This window comes from Novosphingobium sp. PP1Y, assembly GCF_000253255.1.
GTDB lineage: Bacteria > Pseudomonadota > Alphaproteobacteria > Sphingomonadales > Sphingomonadaceae > Novosphingobium.
In genome coordinates this window covers 73,216-88,313 of sequence record NC_015580.1, presented here as the reverse complement: position 1 = coordinate 88,313, position 15,098 = coordinate 73,216, and the positions used below count along the sequence as shown (strand labels likewise).

16 protein-coding genes and 1 tRNA gene are annotated in these 15,098 nt (G+C 64.0%); 10 read left to right on the top strand and 7 right to left on the bottom strand.

What is annotated here, in order from left to right:
- Window positions 1–36: 36 nt before the first annotated feature.
- A complete protein-coding gene (locus PP1Y_RS06580; RefSeq protein WP_013831538.1) occupies window positions 37–501 on the bottom strand; it encodes a DUF3576 domain-containing protein in 465 nt (154 codons plus the stop codon).
- Between the two features lie 335 nt (window positions 502–836).
- On the opposite strand from PP1Y_RS06580, the gene PP1Y_RS06575 reads away from it, so the two are divergent.
- From PP1Y_RS06575 to PP1Y_RS06565, 3 genes are all read left to right on the top strand, one after another.
- A complete protein-coding gene (locus tag PP1Y_RS06575) occupies window positions 837–1,595 on the top strand; it encodes a hypothetical protein (protein ID WP_013831537.1) in 759 nt (252 codons plus the stop codon).
- 147 nt (window positions 1,596–1,742) lie between these two features.
- On the top strand, window positions 1,743–2,465 hold the full coding sequence (gene phbB, locus PP1Y_RS06570; RefSeq protein ID WP_013831536.1) for an acetoacetyl-CoA reductase: 723 nt from the start codon (window positions 1,743–1,745) through the stop codon (window positions 2,463–2,465).
- 165 nt (window positions 2,466–2,630) lie between these two features.
- On the top strand, window positions 2,631–2,870 hold the full coding sequence (locus PP1Y_RS06565) for a ribbon-helix-helix domain-containing protein (protein ID WP_013831535.1): 240 nt from the start codon (window positions 2,631–2,633) through the stop codon (window positions 2,868–2,870).
- A gap of 160 nt (window positions 2,871–3,030) precedes the next feature.
- Here the strand turns inward: PP1Y_RS06565 and PP1Y_RS06560 are convergent, their stop codons facing one another.
- On the bottom strand, window positions 3,031–3,255 hold the full coding sequence (locus PP1Y_RS06560) for a hypothetical protein (RefSeq protein WP_041558639.1): 225 nt from the start codon (window positions 3,253–3,255) through the stop codon (window positions 3,031–3,033).
- A gap of 67 nt (window positions 3,256–3,322) precedes the next feature.
- Window positions 3,323–4,606: a UDP-N-acetylglucosamine 1-carboxyvinyltransferase gene (murA, locus tag PP1Y_RS06555; protein WP_013831534.1), complete on the bottom strand. Its 1,284-nt coding sequence runs from the start codon at window positions 4,604–4,606 to the stop codon at window positions 3,323–3,325.
- Window positions 4,607–4,751: 145 nt separating this feature from the next.
- Between murA and PP1Y_RS06550 the strand changes: the two genes are divergently transcribed.
- Window positions 4,752–5,633, top strand: coding sequence for a UTP--glucose-1-phosphate uridylyltransferase (locus PP1Y_RS06550; RefSeq protein WP_013831533.1), 882 nt, complete (start codon window positions 4,752–4,754; stop codon window positions 5,631–5,633).
- Window positions 5,634–5,703: 70 nt separating this feature from the next.
- Here PP1Y_RS06550 and PP1Y_RS06545 read toward each other — a convergent pair whose 3' ends face one another.
- From PP1Y_RS06545 to PP1Y_RS06530, 4 genes are all read right to left on the bottom strand, one after another.
- On the bottom strand, window positions 5,704–6,318 hold the full coding sequence (locus tag PP1Y_RS06545; RefSeq protein WP_041558638.1) for a lytic transglycosylase domain-containing protein: 615 nt from the start codon (window positions 6,316–6,318) through the stop codon (window positions 5,704–5,706).
- A gap of 110 nt (window positions 6,319–6,428) precedes the next feature.
- Complete coding sequence (locus tag PP1Y_RS06540; protein ID WP_148274902.1) at window positions 6,429–7,520, bottom strand: phytase; 1,092 nt, start codon at window positions 7,518–7,520, stop codon at window positions 6,429–6,431.
- Window positions 7,520–10,282, bottom strand: coding sequence for a TonB-dependent receptor (locus PP1Y_RS06535; protein WP_013831530.1), 2,763 nt, complete (start codon window positions 10,280–10,282; stop codon window positions 7,520–7,522). Before PP1Y_RS06535 ends, PP1Y_RS06540 begins: the two co-directional genes overlap by 1 nt.
- Window positions 10,283–10,489: 207 nt before the next feature.
- Window positions 10,490–10,564: transfer RNA gene (locus PP1Y_RS06530), tRNA-Thr, on the bottom strand.
- A 128-nt stretch (window positions 10,565–10,692) separates the two neighbouring features.
- On the opposite strand from PP1Y_RS06530, the gene PP1Y_RS26090 reads away from it, so the two are divergent.
- The 6 genes from PP1Y_RS26090 (at window position 10,693) to PP1Y_RS06500 (ending at window position 14,980) form a co-directional block, all read left to right on the top strand.
- Window positions 10,693–10,854 (top strand): hypothetical protein, encoded by a 162-nt coding sequence (locus tag PP1Y_RS26090; protein WP_173364722.1) that lies wholly within the window; start codon window positions 10,693–10,695, stop codon window positions 10,852–10,854.
- Between the two features lie 135 nt (window positions 10,855–10,989).
- Window positions 10,990–11,682 carry a 2,3-diphosphoglycerate-dependent phosphoglycerate mutase gene (gene gpmA / locus PP1Y_RS06520; RefSeq protein WP_013831529.1) on the top strand — a complete coding sequence of 231 codons (693 nt, stop codon included), beginning with the start codon at window positions 10,990–10,992 and terminating at the stop codon, window positions 11,680–11,682.
- A gap of 31 nt (window positions 11,683–11,713) precedes the next feature.
- Window positions 11,714–12,169, top strand: coding sequence for a 5-(carboxyamino)imidazole ribonucleotide mutase (purE, locus tag PP1Y_RS06515; protein WP_369799504.1), 456 nt, complete (start codon window positions 11,714–11,716; stop codon window positions 12,167–12,169).
- Window positions 12,170–12,227: 58 nt separating this feature from the next.
- Window positions 12,228–13,286: a 5-(carboxyamino)imidazole ribonucleotide synthase gene (locus PP1Y_RS06510; protein ID WP_013831527.1), complete on the top strand. Its 1,059-nt coding sequence runs from the start codon at window positions 12,228–12,230 to the stop codon at window positions 13,284–13,286.
- 59 nt (window positions 13,287–13,345) lie between these two features.
- Window positions 13,346–14,011 carry a dihydrofolate reductase gene (locus tag PP1Y_RS24625; RefSeq protein ID WP_013831526.1) on the top strand — a complete coding sequence of 222 codons (666 nt, stop codon included), beginning with the start codon at window positions 13,346–13,348 and terminating at the stop codon, window positions 14,009–14,011.
- Between the two features lie 36 nt (window positions 14,012–14,047).
- Window positions 14,048–14,980 (top strand): bifunctional riboflavin kinase/FAD synthetase, encoded by a 933-nt coding sequence (locus PP1Y_RS06500; protein ID WP_013831525.1) that lies wholly within the window; start codon window positions 14,048–14,050, stop codon window positions 14,978–14,980.
- Window positions 14,981–15,098: the final 118 nt, after the last annotated feature.

Below are 15,098 nucleotides of genomic sequence, written 5' to 3'. Positions count from 1 at the left end.
CTGTGGTGGGCCGGCTGGCCCACCAATCCATGGGTATCAGCCGCCCACCGAGTTGCGACGCAGGTCGCGGGCACGGGTGAGGATGATGTCTTCGAGCTTCTGCACGGTCGCAGCCTCGACCGGCGCAGAGGCCCAGCCGCCATTGGCCGCGACTTCGCGGGCAGCGGTGACGCGCAGCGCGTCGGCGCGCAGGTCCTGGTCGAGAATCATCACCGTGACCTTCATCCGCTCGCCGGGATTCTTGGGGTTGGTGTACCAGTCGGTGACGATGACGCCGCCCGCGCTGTCCGACTGGAGCAGCGGCATGAACGAGAGCGTATCGAGGCTGGCGCGCCAGAGGTAGCTGTTCACGCCGATGGTGGTCACCTGCGAGGGCGCCATCACCGCGGCAGTCTGCTTCTTGCCGCCACAGCCCGTCAGAGCGAGTGCCGCCGCAGCGCAAAGCCCGATGCGGACGATGTTGCGAGCAGTGAAGAGGCCGGTATCGGTGCTGCCTGTCATTGTCGTTCCCAATTCCTGAATCCTGGTGGCGAAAAGCGCTGTCACGAAACCCGCCGTCAACGCCTCTATAGCTGCCAACACACTTGCGGCAAGAGCGCGGGCGTTGACGGACCGGCCTAAGCGGGGACAGCCTAAACGCGACCTGAACGCCCAGCGGGCCAACGGACTGCATGGATCGCTTCTGTCTCCCCCCGCCGATCAGACTGTGTTAAGCTGGCCCCCTGACATTAGACAGGGAAAATGTGCGAAGCGATTCCGGCGGCAGCCAAGCTGCCTTCGCAAGGCGCCGCATCAGGACCGATTGGGGTCGAACAGGCATCTGACGAGAGTTTGTAATGAATTCGGGGAGCAAACTGGCCGCCAGGGGCGGCATCAGGACCGGCATATTGCTGGCATGCTGCGTGAGCGTGCTCGCCCTGCCCAGCGCTGTCCTCGCTTTCACCGCCACCATCCGCGCCGCGAACTTCACCGCACCGTCCATCGAATCCCTCGATCCCGAATCCTCGGAAGAAAACCTCTCGCGCGCCGTTGCCATGCGTTCGCTGGCAAAGGGCCACCAGTTCCCCTTTACCCCGGCCGGCACGCCCAACCGGCCCGACCGGGCCGTGACCGTCGCCGTGCGCGTCGACCCCGAGGCCGCCAAGGCCATCATCGTTCGCCACCATTCGTCGGTCGCCAAGGCCGAGCAGGAACCCGGCAGCCTGCGCATGGCGCCCACCGGATTCAATCTCGGCGTGGCACGCGGATACCAGAACTTCGCACAAAATCTCACCCAGCCGCCGGCCACTCGCAATCCTGCGGAAATCCCCGATCTCCAGAAGTTCAGCCTGTCGCCCGGTGCTTCGGCAACCGTTACCGATTCGCGCTTCAGCCCGCGCATTTCGATCGACGAGAAGCGTGCGGCGGGCCGGGCTCCGCGAACCTTTGCGGGCGACGCCGGCGAAGTCGATCTCGGCGGCGCCTATCGCGTGACCGACAACCTCAACGTCACGGCCGGCGTGCGCTATTCCCAGGACCGGGAGCGCCTCCTGCCGCTGACCGACGGCAAACAGGATAGCCAGGCCGTCTATGTTGGCACACAGTTCCGATTCTGACAAAAATCGGACTGCCCAAAGTAATATGACAGTCCTATGAAGCAGATGGCCGAAAATTCATCGATCGGCGACTGCGCGCCCTTGCCCTGACCCCGCGCATTTCCTAGCAAAGAGGTGGTGGAGCCAAACTCATGCGAAAGGCACTCTATGGCACGCGTTGCAATCGTTACTGGCGGAACTCGGGGTATCGGAGAAGCAATTTCACTCGCATTGAAGGATCGCGGGCATAACGTCGTTGCGAATTACGCGGGCAATGATGAAAAGGCGAAGGCTTTCACGGAACGGACTGGCATTCCAGCATATAAATGGGACGTAGGCGACCACGAGGCCTGTCTCGAAGGTTGCGCGCAGGTCGCCGAAGAAGTCGGCCCGGTCGACATCGTCATCAACAACGCCGGCATCACCCGCGACGGCGTTCTCCACAAGATGAGCTTCGAAGACTGGAACGAGGTGATGCGAATCAACCTCGGCGGTTGCTTCAACATGGCCAAGGCCACCTTCCCCGGAATGCGTGAGCGCGGTTGGGGCCGTATCGTCAACATCGGCTCGATCAACGGCCAGGCCGGTCAGTACGGCCAGGTCAACTATGCCGCCGCCAAGTCGGGCATCCACGGCTTCACCAAGGCGCTGGCGCAGGAAGGCGCCAAGTACGGCGTAACCGTCAACGCCATCGCCCCCGGTTACATCGACACCGACATGGTCGCGGCCGTACCGCCACCGGTGCTGGAAAAGATCATCGCCAAGATCCCGGTAGGCCGTCTTGGCCATGCCTATGAGATCGCCCGCGGCTGCGCGTTCCTCTGCTCTGAGAACGCCACATTCGTCACCGGCTCGACCCTGAGCATCAACGGCGGCCAGCACATGTACTGATCCGGCTCGTGCGGGACGTCCGGCCTTCGCCGGCGCGTCCCGCACGACGTCTGCGGTTCGGGTGCCCTCGGGGAAAACCCGGAGGGCTGCCGCGAATGGCGCGCCATCCCGCGACCGCGCCGGGAACCGATGGTTTTCATCGAACCGAGCAATTAGGGTCGCGCGATGTCCTCCCCCTATCATCCCCCCATCAAGCGATCGGTCGAGATCGCCGGGCACAAGACCTCGATCAGTCTCGAGCCGGTATTCTGGGACTTGCTCAAGGACAGGGCCGCAGCGGAAAAGATCCCGGTGAATGCCCTTATCGCCCGTATCGATGCCGAGCGCCTCGAAGCCGAAACGCCCCCGGGGCTGGCCAGCGCCGTGCGGGTCTGGCTTGCACTGAGCTACCGGCGCACGCCCTAACCTCTCCCAGCCGCACCCCATTTCGCGTTCCTGCGATTAGTGAGGGCACCTAAGCCTTCGGGCATGCCCATGCGCAGAACGGCAAAGGGCGGCAACCTTGCGGCACCGCCCTTGGGATACCTCCCGAGTGCCATCGGGAGAAATTGTTTCACGTGGAACTTCAGTAGTTTGCCGGGGGATCGCTGGCAGGGAAGCTCTCGTCGCTGGCCTCGTCCACCTTGTTCCATGTCGACGGCCGATTCGTCATCGAACTCGGCCCTGCTTCGCGAACTTGCGAGAAATTCTCGTCGCCACCGGCGTAGGCCGTCTCTTCCTTGTCGCGTGTCGCGTATTTGTAGAGCGCGTAACCGGCCGCGCCGGCTGCAGCCATCTTGATCAGGCCCATTGTTCAACTCCTCTCGTCTATACAAGGAAGTAATGCATGGGCACTGGCAGTGGTTGCAGCCTGCGGCTCAGTCGCCGCCGACCCGTTCGACCTGAGCGCCGACCAGAGCGAGCTTTTCCTCGAGCCGCTCGTACCCGCGATCGAGGTGATAGAGGCGGTGCACCTGGGTCTCGCCCTCGGCTGCCAGGCCGGCAATGACGAGACTCATCGATGCGCGCAAGTCGGTCGCCATGACTTCGGCCCCGGTCAGCCTGGGAACGCCGTGGACGATGGCCGTGCGGCCCGAAGTCTCGATATGCGCGCTCATGCGGTTGAGTTCGGGAACGTGCATGTAGCGGTTCTCGAAGATCGTCTCGTTCAGAACGCTGGTACCCTCGGCCCGGCACAGCAGCGCCATGAGCTGGGCCTGCATGTCGGTGGCGAAGCCGGGATAGGGCGCAGTGGACAGGTTGACCGGGCGCAGCTTTCCGTCGGACGCAACATGGATGCCGCCCGCGCGCGGCTCGACGGAAACGCCGGCATCGCGCAGTGCCTGCACGGTCGCTTCCATTTCCTCGATCCGAGCGCCCTTGAGCATGACTTCGCCGCCAGTGATCGCCGCGGCGCAGGCATAGGAGCCGGCCTCGATGCGATCGGGCATGACCATGTAAGTGGCACCGTGCAGGCGCGGCACGCCATGAATGGTGAGGTCGGACGTGCCGATACCCTCGATCTGCGCGCCCATCGCCACGAGCAGGTTGCACAAGTCGACGATTTCCGGCTCGCGCGCGGCATTGTGCAGCGTCGACTTGCCGTTCGCAAGCACTGCCGCCATCAGCGCGTTCTCCGTCGCACCGACCGAAACGACCGGGAAGGAATAGCGGCCGCCGGGCAGGCCGCCGTCGGGCGCGATCGCCTTCACGTAGCCTGCAGCCAGTTCGATCTGCGCGCCGAAAGCCTCCAGCGCCTTGAGGTGCAGGTCGATCGGGCGATTGCCGATGGCGCAGCCGCCCGGCAGCGATACGGTGGCCTCGCCCATGCGCGCCAGCATCGGCCCGAGGACGAGAATCGACGCGCGCATCTTGCGCACGAGGTCATAGGGGGCGACCGAGCTGGTGATGCGCGTCGCCTGCAGGGTCATGACGCGGCCGAAGTCTTCCGGGCGCGATCCGGCGATCATCGTCGAGACGCCGAACTGGTTCATGAGGTGCTGGAAACCGTCGATATCCGCCAGACGCGGCAGATTGCGCAGAGTCAGGGGTTCGTCGGTCAGCAGCGCGCAAGGCAGCAGCGTAAGCGCGGCGTTCTTGGCACCAGATACGGGAATCGTTCCGGAAAGGCGCTTTCCGCCTTCAATGATGATCTTGTCCATTTATTGCCATTTAGTGGAATTCGTCAGGGCGGCAAGCATCGCACGCAACCTTCCGGTCGCCGAAGAATTAGGCTTACTCATGTTGCACTGCCACATCCAAGGCGCTTTAATCGGCCTGCAACAAAGCGAGGCGAAGACTTAGTCCATGTCAGACAACAATTTCCGCAAGCCCGTCCGCAAGGCCGTCTTTCCTGTTGCCGGTCTGGGCACGCGCTTCCTGCCCGCCACCAAGGCGATCCCCAAGGAACTGCTTCCGGTGGTCGATCGCCCGCTGATCCAGTACGCCGTGGATGAGGCGCGCGAGGCGGGGATCGAGGAGTTCGTCTTCGTCACAGGTCGCGGCAAGACCGCGATCGTGGAGCATTTCGATACCGCCTACGAACTGGAAGCGACGATGAATTCGCGCGGAAAATCGCTCGATCCGCTGGATCCGACGCGCATCCAGCCGGGTAATCTGGTCACCGTGCGCCAGCAGGTGCCGATGGGACTGGGCCACGCGATCTGGTGCGCGCGCGCCGTCGTCGGCGACGAGCCCTTCGCGATCTTCCTCCCCGACGAGCTGATGTACGGCTCACCCGGCTGCATGGCGCAGATGGTCGAGGCCTACAACAAGGTCGGCGGCAACCTCGTCTCGGTGATCGAGGTCCCGCATGAGGAAGTCTCGAGCTACGGCGTCATCGCGCCGGGCGAAAGCAAGGGCAACCTTACCGAAGTGAAGGGCCTCGTGGAGAAGCCCAGGGCAGAAGACGCCCCTTCGAACAAGATCGTCTCCGGCCGCTACATCCTCCAGCCCGAGATCATGGGCCTGCTCGCCAACCAGGGCAAAGGTGCAGGCGGCGAAATCCAGCTGACCGATTCGATGGCCAAGCTGATCGGCGAACAGCCTTTCCACGCCGTGACTTTCGATGGCCGCCGCTTCGACTGCGGATCGAAGGTCGGCTTCGTCGAAGCGACCCTCGCCATCGCGCTCGACCGTGAGGACATGGGCGCCGAAGTGCGCTCGATGATGCAGGCCATGCTCGGCTGAGAGACAGGACGGGCGCGCTGCAGCTGCGGCGCGCCGCCCTGGCCGTCACGGCCTGAACCGCCTATCAGATTTACTGGCGGACCGGATCGGCCAAACGCGCCATGATCGCCGCGACATAGGCCTGCGTCTCGCGAATGCGCGGGATGCCACCGGCCTGCTGCACGCGCATCGGCCCTGCATTGTAGGCCGCCAGCGCCTTCTCGATATCGCCGCCGAAAGCGTCCAGCTGCATGCGCAGGTATCGCGCGCCGCCTTCCAGATTCGCCATGGGATCGGCGGCATCGACCCCCATCTGCCGCGCGGTGCCGGGCATGAGCTGGGCGAGACCGCGCGCGCCGACGGGGGAAACCGCCTTTTCGTTCCAGCGGCTTTCCTGCCAGACCACGGCTTCGAGCAGGCTGGGGCTAATGTCGTACTTCGCCGCCAGCTCGGCCACGCGTGTCCGCCAGCGCGAAGGCCCGGCGGCATCGAGGGCATGGGTGATCGACTGGGGCTCCAGCCCCGCGTCGAGATGCTCGGGAACCGCGAGTGCTTCACCGGCCAGGGCCTCCTGCCCGGGAAGCTGGACCGGACCGCCTGCAATCCAGGTGAAGCCGCCCTCGCCCACTTGCAGGACATCGGCGCAGGCAACGCCCGGCATGGCCAGAAGCGCGGCACCCAGGGCAGCACTGATCGCATTACGCATGTCCAAAGGTCACGATTCCCTCGCCAGTCCCGGCCCCATACCGCAATTGCCGCCCGAGCCTCAAGCGGATTGCACCATGGCGGCCGGGTGCGGCGAGCGCCCGGCTCGGGTCAGTCGAGGCCGAGCGCAGTGCGGATCGCGCGCCAGGAGAGCAGCTTGAAGTTCTGCGCATCGGGGGCGTTGTCCCCGTCCTGCGCAATGAACAGGCCTTCCGGGAACTGCGGGCCGAAATCGCCGAGCACCACCTCGATCCCGTCGGTATCGCTGGTCCCGTCGATCACCCCGCCATCGATGCGGAAGCGGCCTGCGAGCTTGCCCGAAGTCGGATCGAACACGGCATAGGCATTGTCGCCCTGGCTCGATGCCACCAGCCAGCTGCTGCCGCCGCCCGGTTTCTGGGCAATGGCAAGTCCCTCGACATCGTCGACCAGCCCGTCTTCGGCCCCGACGCGCGCGAACGGTGCGGCTTTCAGTTCGCCCGTCAGAGGCACGCGCCAGATGCCGACGTCCTCTTCGGCGATGTAGAGCGTGTGTGTCGCATCGTCGACGACGCAGCCTTCCGACTGGCTGGCGAACTTCACCTGCCGCAGATAGTCCGGCACGATCCGGCCATCCTTTTCGTACAGGCCGCTTTCGGCGACGGTCCCATCCTTGAGCACGACATAGGCCCGCGCCAGCTCGTTCGGGCCGAGCGCACCGCCAAGGCAGAACCCGTAGGCCTCGGCCGGTGCATGACCGGCAGGCAGGAAGGTATCCGAACCGATTTCCGTCAACTTGCCCGTCGCACCATCGAGCCAGAACAGGGCAATGCGCGGCTGCGCCTTGTCGGTGCGGTCGCTGGCAGCCACGAGGATACGCGTGCCGCCATCGGCCATGCGCACCTCACGCAGGTCGACATTGTTGATCGCCCCGGCAGCAAGGAAATCGCGAACCTTGCCGTCAAGACCATAGACATAGAGACCGGCCTTCTTGTCGGTGCCGACGATCAGGCTCGCCGCGGGATCGGCCGCATTGCGCCAGATTGCCGGGTCGTCGGCGGCATCGGCATGGGCCGTGCCCACCGGCAGGGTTTCGGCCTGGGCCGGAACGTCGATGGCAGGCAGGTAGGGCCGCGGCGCCTCGCCGGTTGTCGCGCAACCGGCGAGGAGAACGGCCGGGAGCATCACTCCTGACCCGGCCCCGAGGATGGTCCGCCAATCCATCAGAAGTTCATCCTTGCACCGAACTTGAAGGTCGGGCCGTACTTCTCGAACTGCAGCAGGCGCTGCGCACCGGCGAAGTTCTGGTAGGCGAAGTACTTCGCGTTGTTGATGTTGATGACGTCGAGCGTCAGGCGCAGGTTGTCGGTCACCTTGAGCTTGCCCGAGAAATCGAGCTGGAAGTGATTGTCGACGAACCTGTCTTGCGTCGCATCGTCACCCACTTCATCGAGGTACTTGTCACGATAGGTCCCGGCCAGACGCAGGTCCACCGGACCCTTCTCATAGCCAAGCACGACGTTGAAGGTGTTCTTCGAAGAGCTGGGCAGCGAGATCTTGCGACCGTCGGCCAAGGTGCCGTTGGCGTAAGTGTAGGTGTAGTTGAGCTGGGTCAGCAGGCCGTCGAAGGGCGCCGGCAGCATCGAATAGACCTGGCTGAAGCTCGCTTCGAAACCGACTATTTGAGCGCTGTCGCCGTTGATGGTGGTCTGGAACTGGTCGTAGAGCGTGCCGTTGTAGGTGAAGTCGTCGAAGGTCTGCTTGACCGCGTAGTTGCTGATATCCTTGTAGAAGCCCCCGAACGAGATCGCCCCGTTGCCCGAGAAGTAGTACTCGAACCCGACGTCGGCGTTCCACGCTTCGTAGGGCTTGAGATCGGGGTTGCCGAATTCGGCCTCGTTGTCTTCGTTCACCGTGTTGCGCGGCGCCATTGCCGAGAGCTTGGGACGCACGAGACTCTTGTAGCCCGCAGCGCGGAACACGAGGTCGTTCTGCGGAGCCCAGCGGACCGTCAGGCTCGGCAGCCAGTCGGTGTAACTGCGTTTGAACCGGACCGGATCGACGGCAACGGTATCTCCGTCATCCGTGACGATGTTGCCGTTGAGCACATTGCGGGTGTGCTCCATGCGCACGCCGCCGATGACGCGCAAGGCATCGCTGTCCCAACGGGCCAGGGCATAGCCGGCGGTGATGTCTTCCTTGACCGAATAGTCGTCCGTCGCCGAAGCGAGCGCGGTCTCGTAGTCGTCGATCTCGAAACCGTCGCGGTTGGCGAGCAGGAAGTCCTTGGGGCCGGTCTTGCTGGCGACGGGGCCAAGGCTGATCCCGTCGAGCCGGTAGGTCTGCTCGCCCAGCACGTCGGCAAGCGTGTAGTCGCCGTCGTAGTCACCGTAGTAGATCATGTCGAAGTTGTAGGACTTCTTGCGCCAGCGTGCCTTCGCGCCCGCCTGGATCGTGAAGTCGCCGCTGTCGGTCGCGAAAGTCCGCGCCAGGTCGGCCTTCACCGCATATTCCCGGTCCTGGCTGTCCGAATTCGTGGTCAGCTCGGTGCGGTTGAACTTGTAGAGCGTAGGGTCGTTGACGAGGTCGGCCCCGCTGGCAATCGAATAGTGCGGAACCCGCGGATCGCTGTAGTCCCAGTCGATCACCACGCCATCGTCTTCGAAACGGGCGCGGAAGCGGGTCGGGTCGACGGAGAAGTCTTCCTTCTCGGTCGACTTGGCATAGCTGGCCGACCAGTTGAACTTCCAGGTCCCGGTATCGGTGTCGCTGCCGATCGCGACGGTGCGGATGCGCTGGCGCTCGAAACGATCCTTGAGGTCGCGGCGCACTTCGATGCGATCGTCTGAATCGCGGAACGATGCACTGGCATCGTCGCCGGCAAAGGGCTCGGCGTCGAAGATGAAGGTCGTGCGGCGGCGATACTCGTGATCGTCGAACTGGCTCCAGTTGCCGCGCACATAGGCGGTCGTCGTGTCGGACACGCGCCAGTCGAAGTTGAGCGTCGCGTTGAGGCGCTTACGCGTGACGTCGTAGTCGCGGTATTCCAGTTCGGGCGAATAGGCGATGCCGCCGTCGGTAACGTCCCAGTTGTCCGATTCGACGTTATCCGTCTCGAACTTGCGCTCGTAGTAGCTCACGCCGCCCGAAACGCCGAAGTCGTCGCCGATGCGCGTCGAGAAGTCGAAACCGCCCTTGGGCGTGACCTCGCCCGAGTAGTCGTTGTAGCTGCCCTCGGCGCGGACCGCGTAGTAGTCCTTCTTGCGGTCGAAGGCGCTGGTGGTCTTGATCTCGATCGAGGCGCCGATGGTGTCGGCGTCCATGTCCGGGGTCAGCGACTTCTTCACTTCGATCGATTCGATCGTGTCGGAGGAAATGACGTCCAGCGCGACCTGACGGGTATCCGATTCCGGCGCAGGCACGCGCACGCCGTTGAGCGAGGTGGCGTTGAGTTCGGGATCGAGGCCGCGCACGGAAACGAAGCGGCCTTCGCCCTGGTCGTTGAGAATGTTCACGCCCGGCAGGCGGCGCAGCGATTCGGCGACGTTCTGGTCCGGGAACTGGCCGATGGCATCGCGCGTCAGCACCGATTCCACCCCGTCGGCGGCCTTCTGGCGCGAGAGCGAGCTGGACAGGTTGGCCGCCTGGCCGACGACGAGGATGTCGCCCCCGCCGATGCCGCGCAGGTCGAAATCGCCCGAAACGCTGCCCGTCTCCGGCACTTCGATCGTCCGCGATTCGATCTCGGCGCCGACATAGCGCGCTTCCAGCGTGTAGGTGCCCGCCGGAATGTCGGCGATGATGTAATTGCCGCTGCGGTCCGTCTCCACCGAACGGTCCAGTTCGACAATACTGACCGAGGCCGACTGCAGAGCGCGCGTGCCGGTGGCGTCATAGACGTTACCGGAAATTTCGCCTGCATGGGCAATCGAGGCAAAAGAGGCCGAAGCCAGCAGCCCCGCAAGGAGGCGAGCAGTGGAGTTCATGGTGGAGAGTTCCCTGTGACTTTTCTGATGTCGCGGGGCGCCCACTAGGCACGAACGATGACACTGCCGTGCCAATCCGACGACAGTTTGATGACAATGGGTTGCAAAACAGCAACTTAGGTTAAATCTCTGGTCAGGGAAAAACGGCGCAAGTCCGCGCCTTCAGCACCGACAGCACTTACATTCGACATGGCGATGAAAGAATAATGGTGCTGCTGGGGAGGATTGAACTCCCGACCTCACCCTTACCAAGGGTGCGCTCTACCACTGAGCTACAGCAGCGCCTGCAACCGGCAAAGTCCGGCGCCGTCTCCCCGTCGATGCGGGGCAGGGGCGCGCTATTGTCTGCGAGCGGGCCAATTGTCAAGCGTCGCTTGCGCTTTCCCGAACATGGATGCATTGCGATGGCCATGAACGACGATGTCCGCAAGCCCCAGGCATCCCCCGCAGCCGCGCAGACTCGAGAGGAAAGGCTGGCCGCCAAGCTGCGCGAGAACTTGCGCCGCCGCAAGGCCCAGGCCCGGGCCCTGGGCACCCCCGGCAATGCCGCGAGCGATGCGCAGCCGGACTGAGCCGGGCGCGAAAACGAATCGGGCAGGCTTTCCAAATCGCCCCCGGAAAGCTAGGGGCTGCGGCCTGAAAGTTCAGTCCGACCCTTTCGAAGGTACCGCCACGGCCAAGACGCCGCCAAATAAAGGATATCCGCCTTGCCTCGCCTGATCCTCGTTCGCCACGGCCAGAGCCAATGGAATCTCGAGAACCGTTTCACCGGCTGGTGGGACGTCGACCTCACCGAGAAAGGCGAAGCAGAGGCCCGAGCGGCCGGCGCGCTGCTGAAGGAAAAGGGCATCCTGCCGACCGTCGCGTTCACCTCGCTGCAGACCCGCGCGATCAAGACGCTGCACTTCGCGCTGGAGGCCGCGGGCATCCTGTGGATCCCGGAAACCAAGGACTGGCGCCTCAATGAGCGTCACTACGGCGGACTCACCGGCCTCGACAAGGCCGAGACCGCGGCCAGGCACGGCGAGGACCAGGTGAAGATCTGGCGCCGCAGCTTCGATACGCCGCCGCCGGTCCTCGAACGCGGCAGCGAGTTCGACCTGTCCTCCGACCCGCGCTATGCCGGAATCGACGTGCCGCAGACCGAGAGCCTCAAGGACACCATCGCGCGCGTCCTGCCCTATTACCAGAGCTCGATCGTCCCGCACCTGCGGACGAGCTCGGATGCCACCGTGATCGTTTCGGCCCACGGCAATTCCCTGCGCGCGCTGGTGAAGCACCTCTCCAACATCTCGGACGAGGAAATCACCGGACTGGAAATCCCGACCGGCCAGCCGATCGTCTACGACCTCGACACCGACCTCAACGTGGTCGACCGTTACTACCTGTCGGAGCGTTGAGGTGAGCGAACAGCCGACTGTCGCGATCATCATGGGCAGCCAGTCCGACTGGCCGACCATGCAGCGCGCCGCCGCCATGCTCGACAAGCTGGGCGTGCCCTACGACGCGCGCATCGTTTCCGCGCACCGCACGCCCGACCGTCTCGTCGCTTTCGCCAAGAGCGCCGAGGACGAAGGCTTCAAGGTGATCATCGCCGGAGCGGGCGGCGCGGCGCACCTGCCGGGCATGGTCGCATCGATGACGCACCTGCCGGTGCTGGGCGTGCCGGTCCAGTCGAAAGCGCTTTCGGGGCAGGACAGCCTGCTCTCGATCGTACAGATGCCCGCCGGCATTCCTGTAGGCACACTGGCGATCGGCGAAGCGGGCGCGGCCAACGCCGGCCTCCTTGCTGCCTCGATCCTGTCCACCGGCGACCCCGAGCTGGCCGAACGCCTCAAGGCGTTCCGCGCCGAGCAAACCGAGAGCGTGGCCGAGCGCCCGTCCTGACCGGCAAGCGAAACGCATTCCTCCCAACCCAAGACCAAGAAAGCACAGTCCCGGGCCAATGATCCCACCAGGCGAAACGATCGGAATTCTCGGCGGCGGCCAACTGGGCCGGATGATCGCGGTGGCGGCCGCGCAGCTCGGCTATCGCTGCCATATCTTTGCGCCCGAAGCCGATTCGATCGCTGCCGAGGTTAGCGCGGCGTTCACCTGTGCGGACTGGCACGATGCCGAAGCCCTCGCCCGCTTCGCCGCGGACTGCGCAGTGGTGACCTACGAATTCGAGAACGTGCCGGTCGCGCCGCTGCTGCAGCTTGGCGATACCGTGCTCCATCCCCACCCGCGCGCCCTGGAAACCGCGCAGGACCGCCTCAACGAAAAGACTTTCGTCACCGATCTGGGCGGCGCTCCCGCGCCCTTCGCCCCGGTCGATTCGGCGGCCGACCTCGACGCGGCCATTGCCGCCATCGGCGCGCCGGGCATCCTCAAGACCCGCCGCGACGGCTATGACGGCAAGGGCCAGTGGCGGATCATGAAGGCCGAGGACGCCAGGGGACTGGACCTGCCGGCCAAGCCGCTGATCTACGAAGGGTTCGTGAACTTCTTCGCCGAATTCTCGGTCATCCTGTGCCGCGGCGAAGACGGCGACATCCGCTATTTCGATAGCGCCCAGAACGTCCATGAGGGCGGCATTCTCTCGCTCAGCACGGTCCCGGCCAGCGCCGAAGTCGAGGCGCAGGTCCCCGCCGCGCGCGAACTGGCGGCCAGGGTCGCCGACGCGCTGGGCTATGTCGGGGTGCTCACGCTGGAATTCTTCGCGACCAGGGACGGCCCGGTCTTCAACGAGATGGCGCCGCGCGTGCACAATTCGGGGCACTGGACCATCGAAGGCGCGGTCACCAGCCAGTTCGAAAACCACGTCCGCGCGATCTGCGGGCTGCCGCTGGGCGGCACCGGCCTTGCCGCCAGGGCCGTGGAGATGCGCAACCTGATCGGCGACGAGGCGCACGACTGGCCTGCGATCCTCTCCGATCCGGCCAACCACCTGCACCTCTACGGCAAGGCCGCCGCGCGCCCAGGCCGCAAGATGGGCCACGTCACCCGCCTGACGCTCGACTGAAGGCAAGTGTTGCAAAAGTGACTCTTGAATTCACAAAACAATAGGATTCTAAGTAAGCAATGAACCTCGATCCTGTAGCGAAGCCGCTGACGGCCATTGTTGCAATCGATCGACATGGTGCGATCGGCTGCAAGAACCACCTGCCTTGGTCGATCAAGAGCGATATGGCTTTCTTCCGCAAAACAACGACCGGCAACATCGTTGTTATGGGAAGAAAAACGCACGATTCAATTGGAGGATGCCTGAAGGGACGCGAAAATGTTATCCTTTCTAGGCGGGCGCCCCTTTTTAATTCCACTGATTCCTGCCGATTCGTCTCCGAATTGCCTGAAGCTATTGCCGCGATTGAATGCTGCTCTGCCAAGGAAGCTTTCGTTATAGGCGGAGCTTACACATATGAAGAATTCTACAATTTGGTAGATCGCTTTCTCGTAACCTTTGTCGATCATGTCGCTGAGGACGCTGACGCCTTCCTATCCAAGTCGATAATCGATGAATTTTGTGACTGGAGGTCAGAGGACCTAGGAGAGTTCCCAGCGGTCCCTGGACAAGATCAGTATGGCTTCCGTATAAAGTGTTTTACTGCCCCCAACCTATTAAATCGCCGCGCATACCGCGCGGAGATAGCTTCTCGTGCGCTTCAACGCATGTCTGAACGGCAAAAGGAAAAGGCAAAACGACAAAGACCGCTCAATTTTGCGGTTCCGTCAGTGATGCCAACGTAATTGCACCTTGGACTTTGAAAATCTACGAGGCGCTACATGATTCGCCTCGACAACCGCGACCCCATCCCCGAATCCTGCCGCGGCGCGATCATCGCGCTGGGCAACTTCGACGGATTCCACCAGGGCCACCAGGCCGTGGTCGGCGAAGCGATCGCCTGGGCCCGGGCGGAAGGCCGCCCGGCCGTCGTGGCGACATTCGATCCGCATCCGGTGCGTTATTTCCAGCCCGAAGCCGAACCGTTCCGACTCACCACCCTCGCTCAGCGGCAGGAACTTTTCGCTGCAGCCGGGGCCGATGCCATGCTGGTGTTCCACTTCGACGCGGCAATGGCGAACACGACGGCTGAGCACTGGATCGAGGAAATCCTCGCCGGTCAACTCGGCGCTGCCGGCGTCGTGACCGGCGACGACTTCACTTTCGGCAAGGGCCGCGGCGGCAATCCCTGCATCCTGCGCGAAATGGGCCCGCAATTCGGCATCTCCTCGCGCTCGGTGGGCGCGGTGCACGACGATGAAGGCCCGATCAGCTCCAGCCGCATCCGCGACGCTCTGCGCGCGGGCGAGTGCGAGACGGTCAAGCGCCTGCTGACCCGCCCCTTCGCCATACGCGGCATCGTCCAGCACGGCGACAAGCGCGGCCGCGTGATCGGCTTCCCGACCGCGAACCTCGACCTCGGCACATACCTGCGCCCGCGGTACGGCATCTATGCAGTGACCGGACACCTTCCCGACGGCCGCACGGTGCTCGGCGCTGCCAACATCGGCGTGCGCCCTACCTTCGATCCGCCGCGCGAACTGCTCGAGCCGCATTTCTTCGACTTTTCCGGCGACCTCTACGGTCAGGAAATCGAAATCGCCTTCCACCATTACCTGCGTGCCGAAGCAAAGTTCGACTCGCTCGATGCGCTGATCGCGCAGATGACGCTCGATTGCGCGAAGGCGCGCGAGCTGCTGGCCGGCGTGGCCTGAAGGGCTCCTGCGAGCTGATCTGAGGGGCTCGCCGAGGTTTTCCCGGCCCGAGACCAAGCGCTCCGCGGATCGCGGGCGAAGTCGATACGACCGGTCACAAGCCGCCATCTCCCCGCGA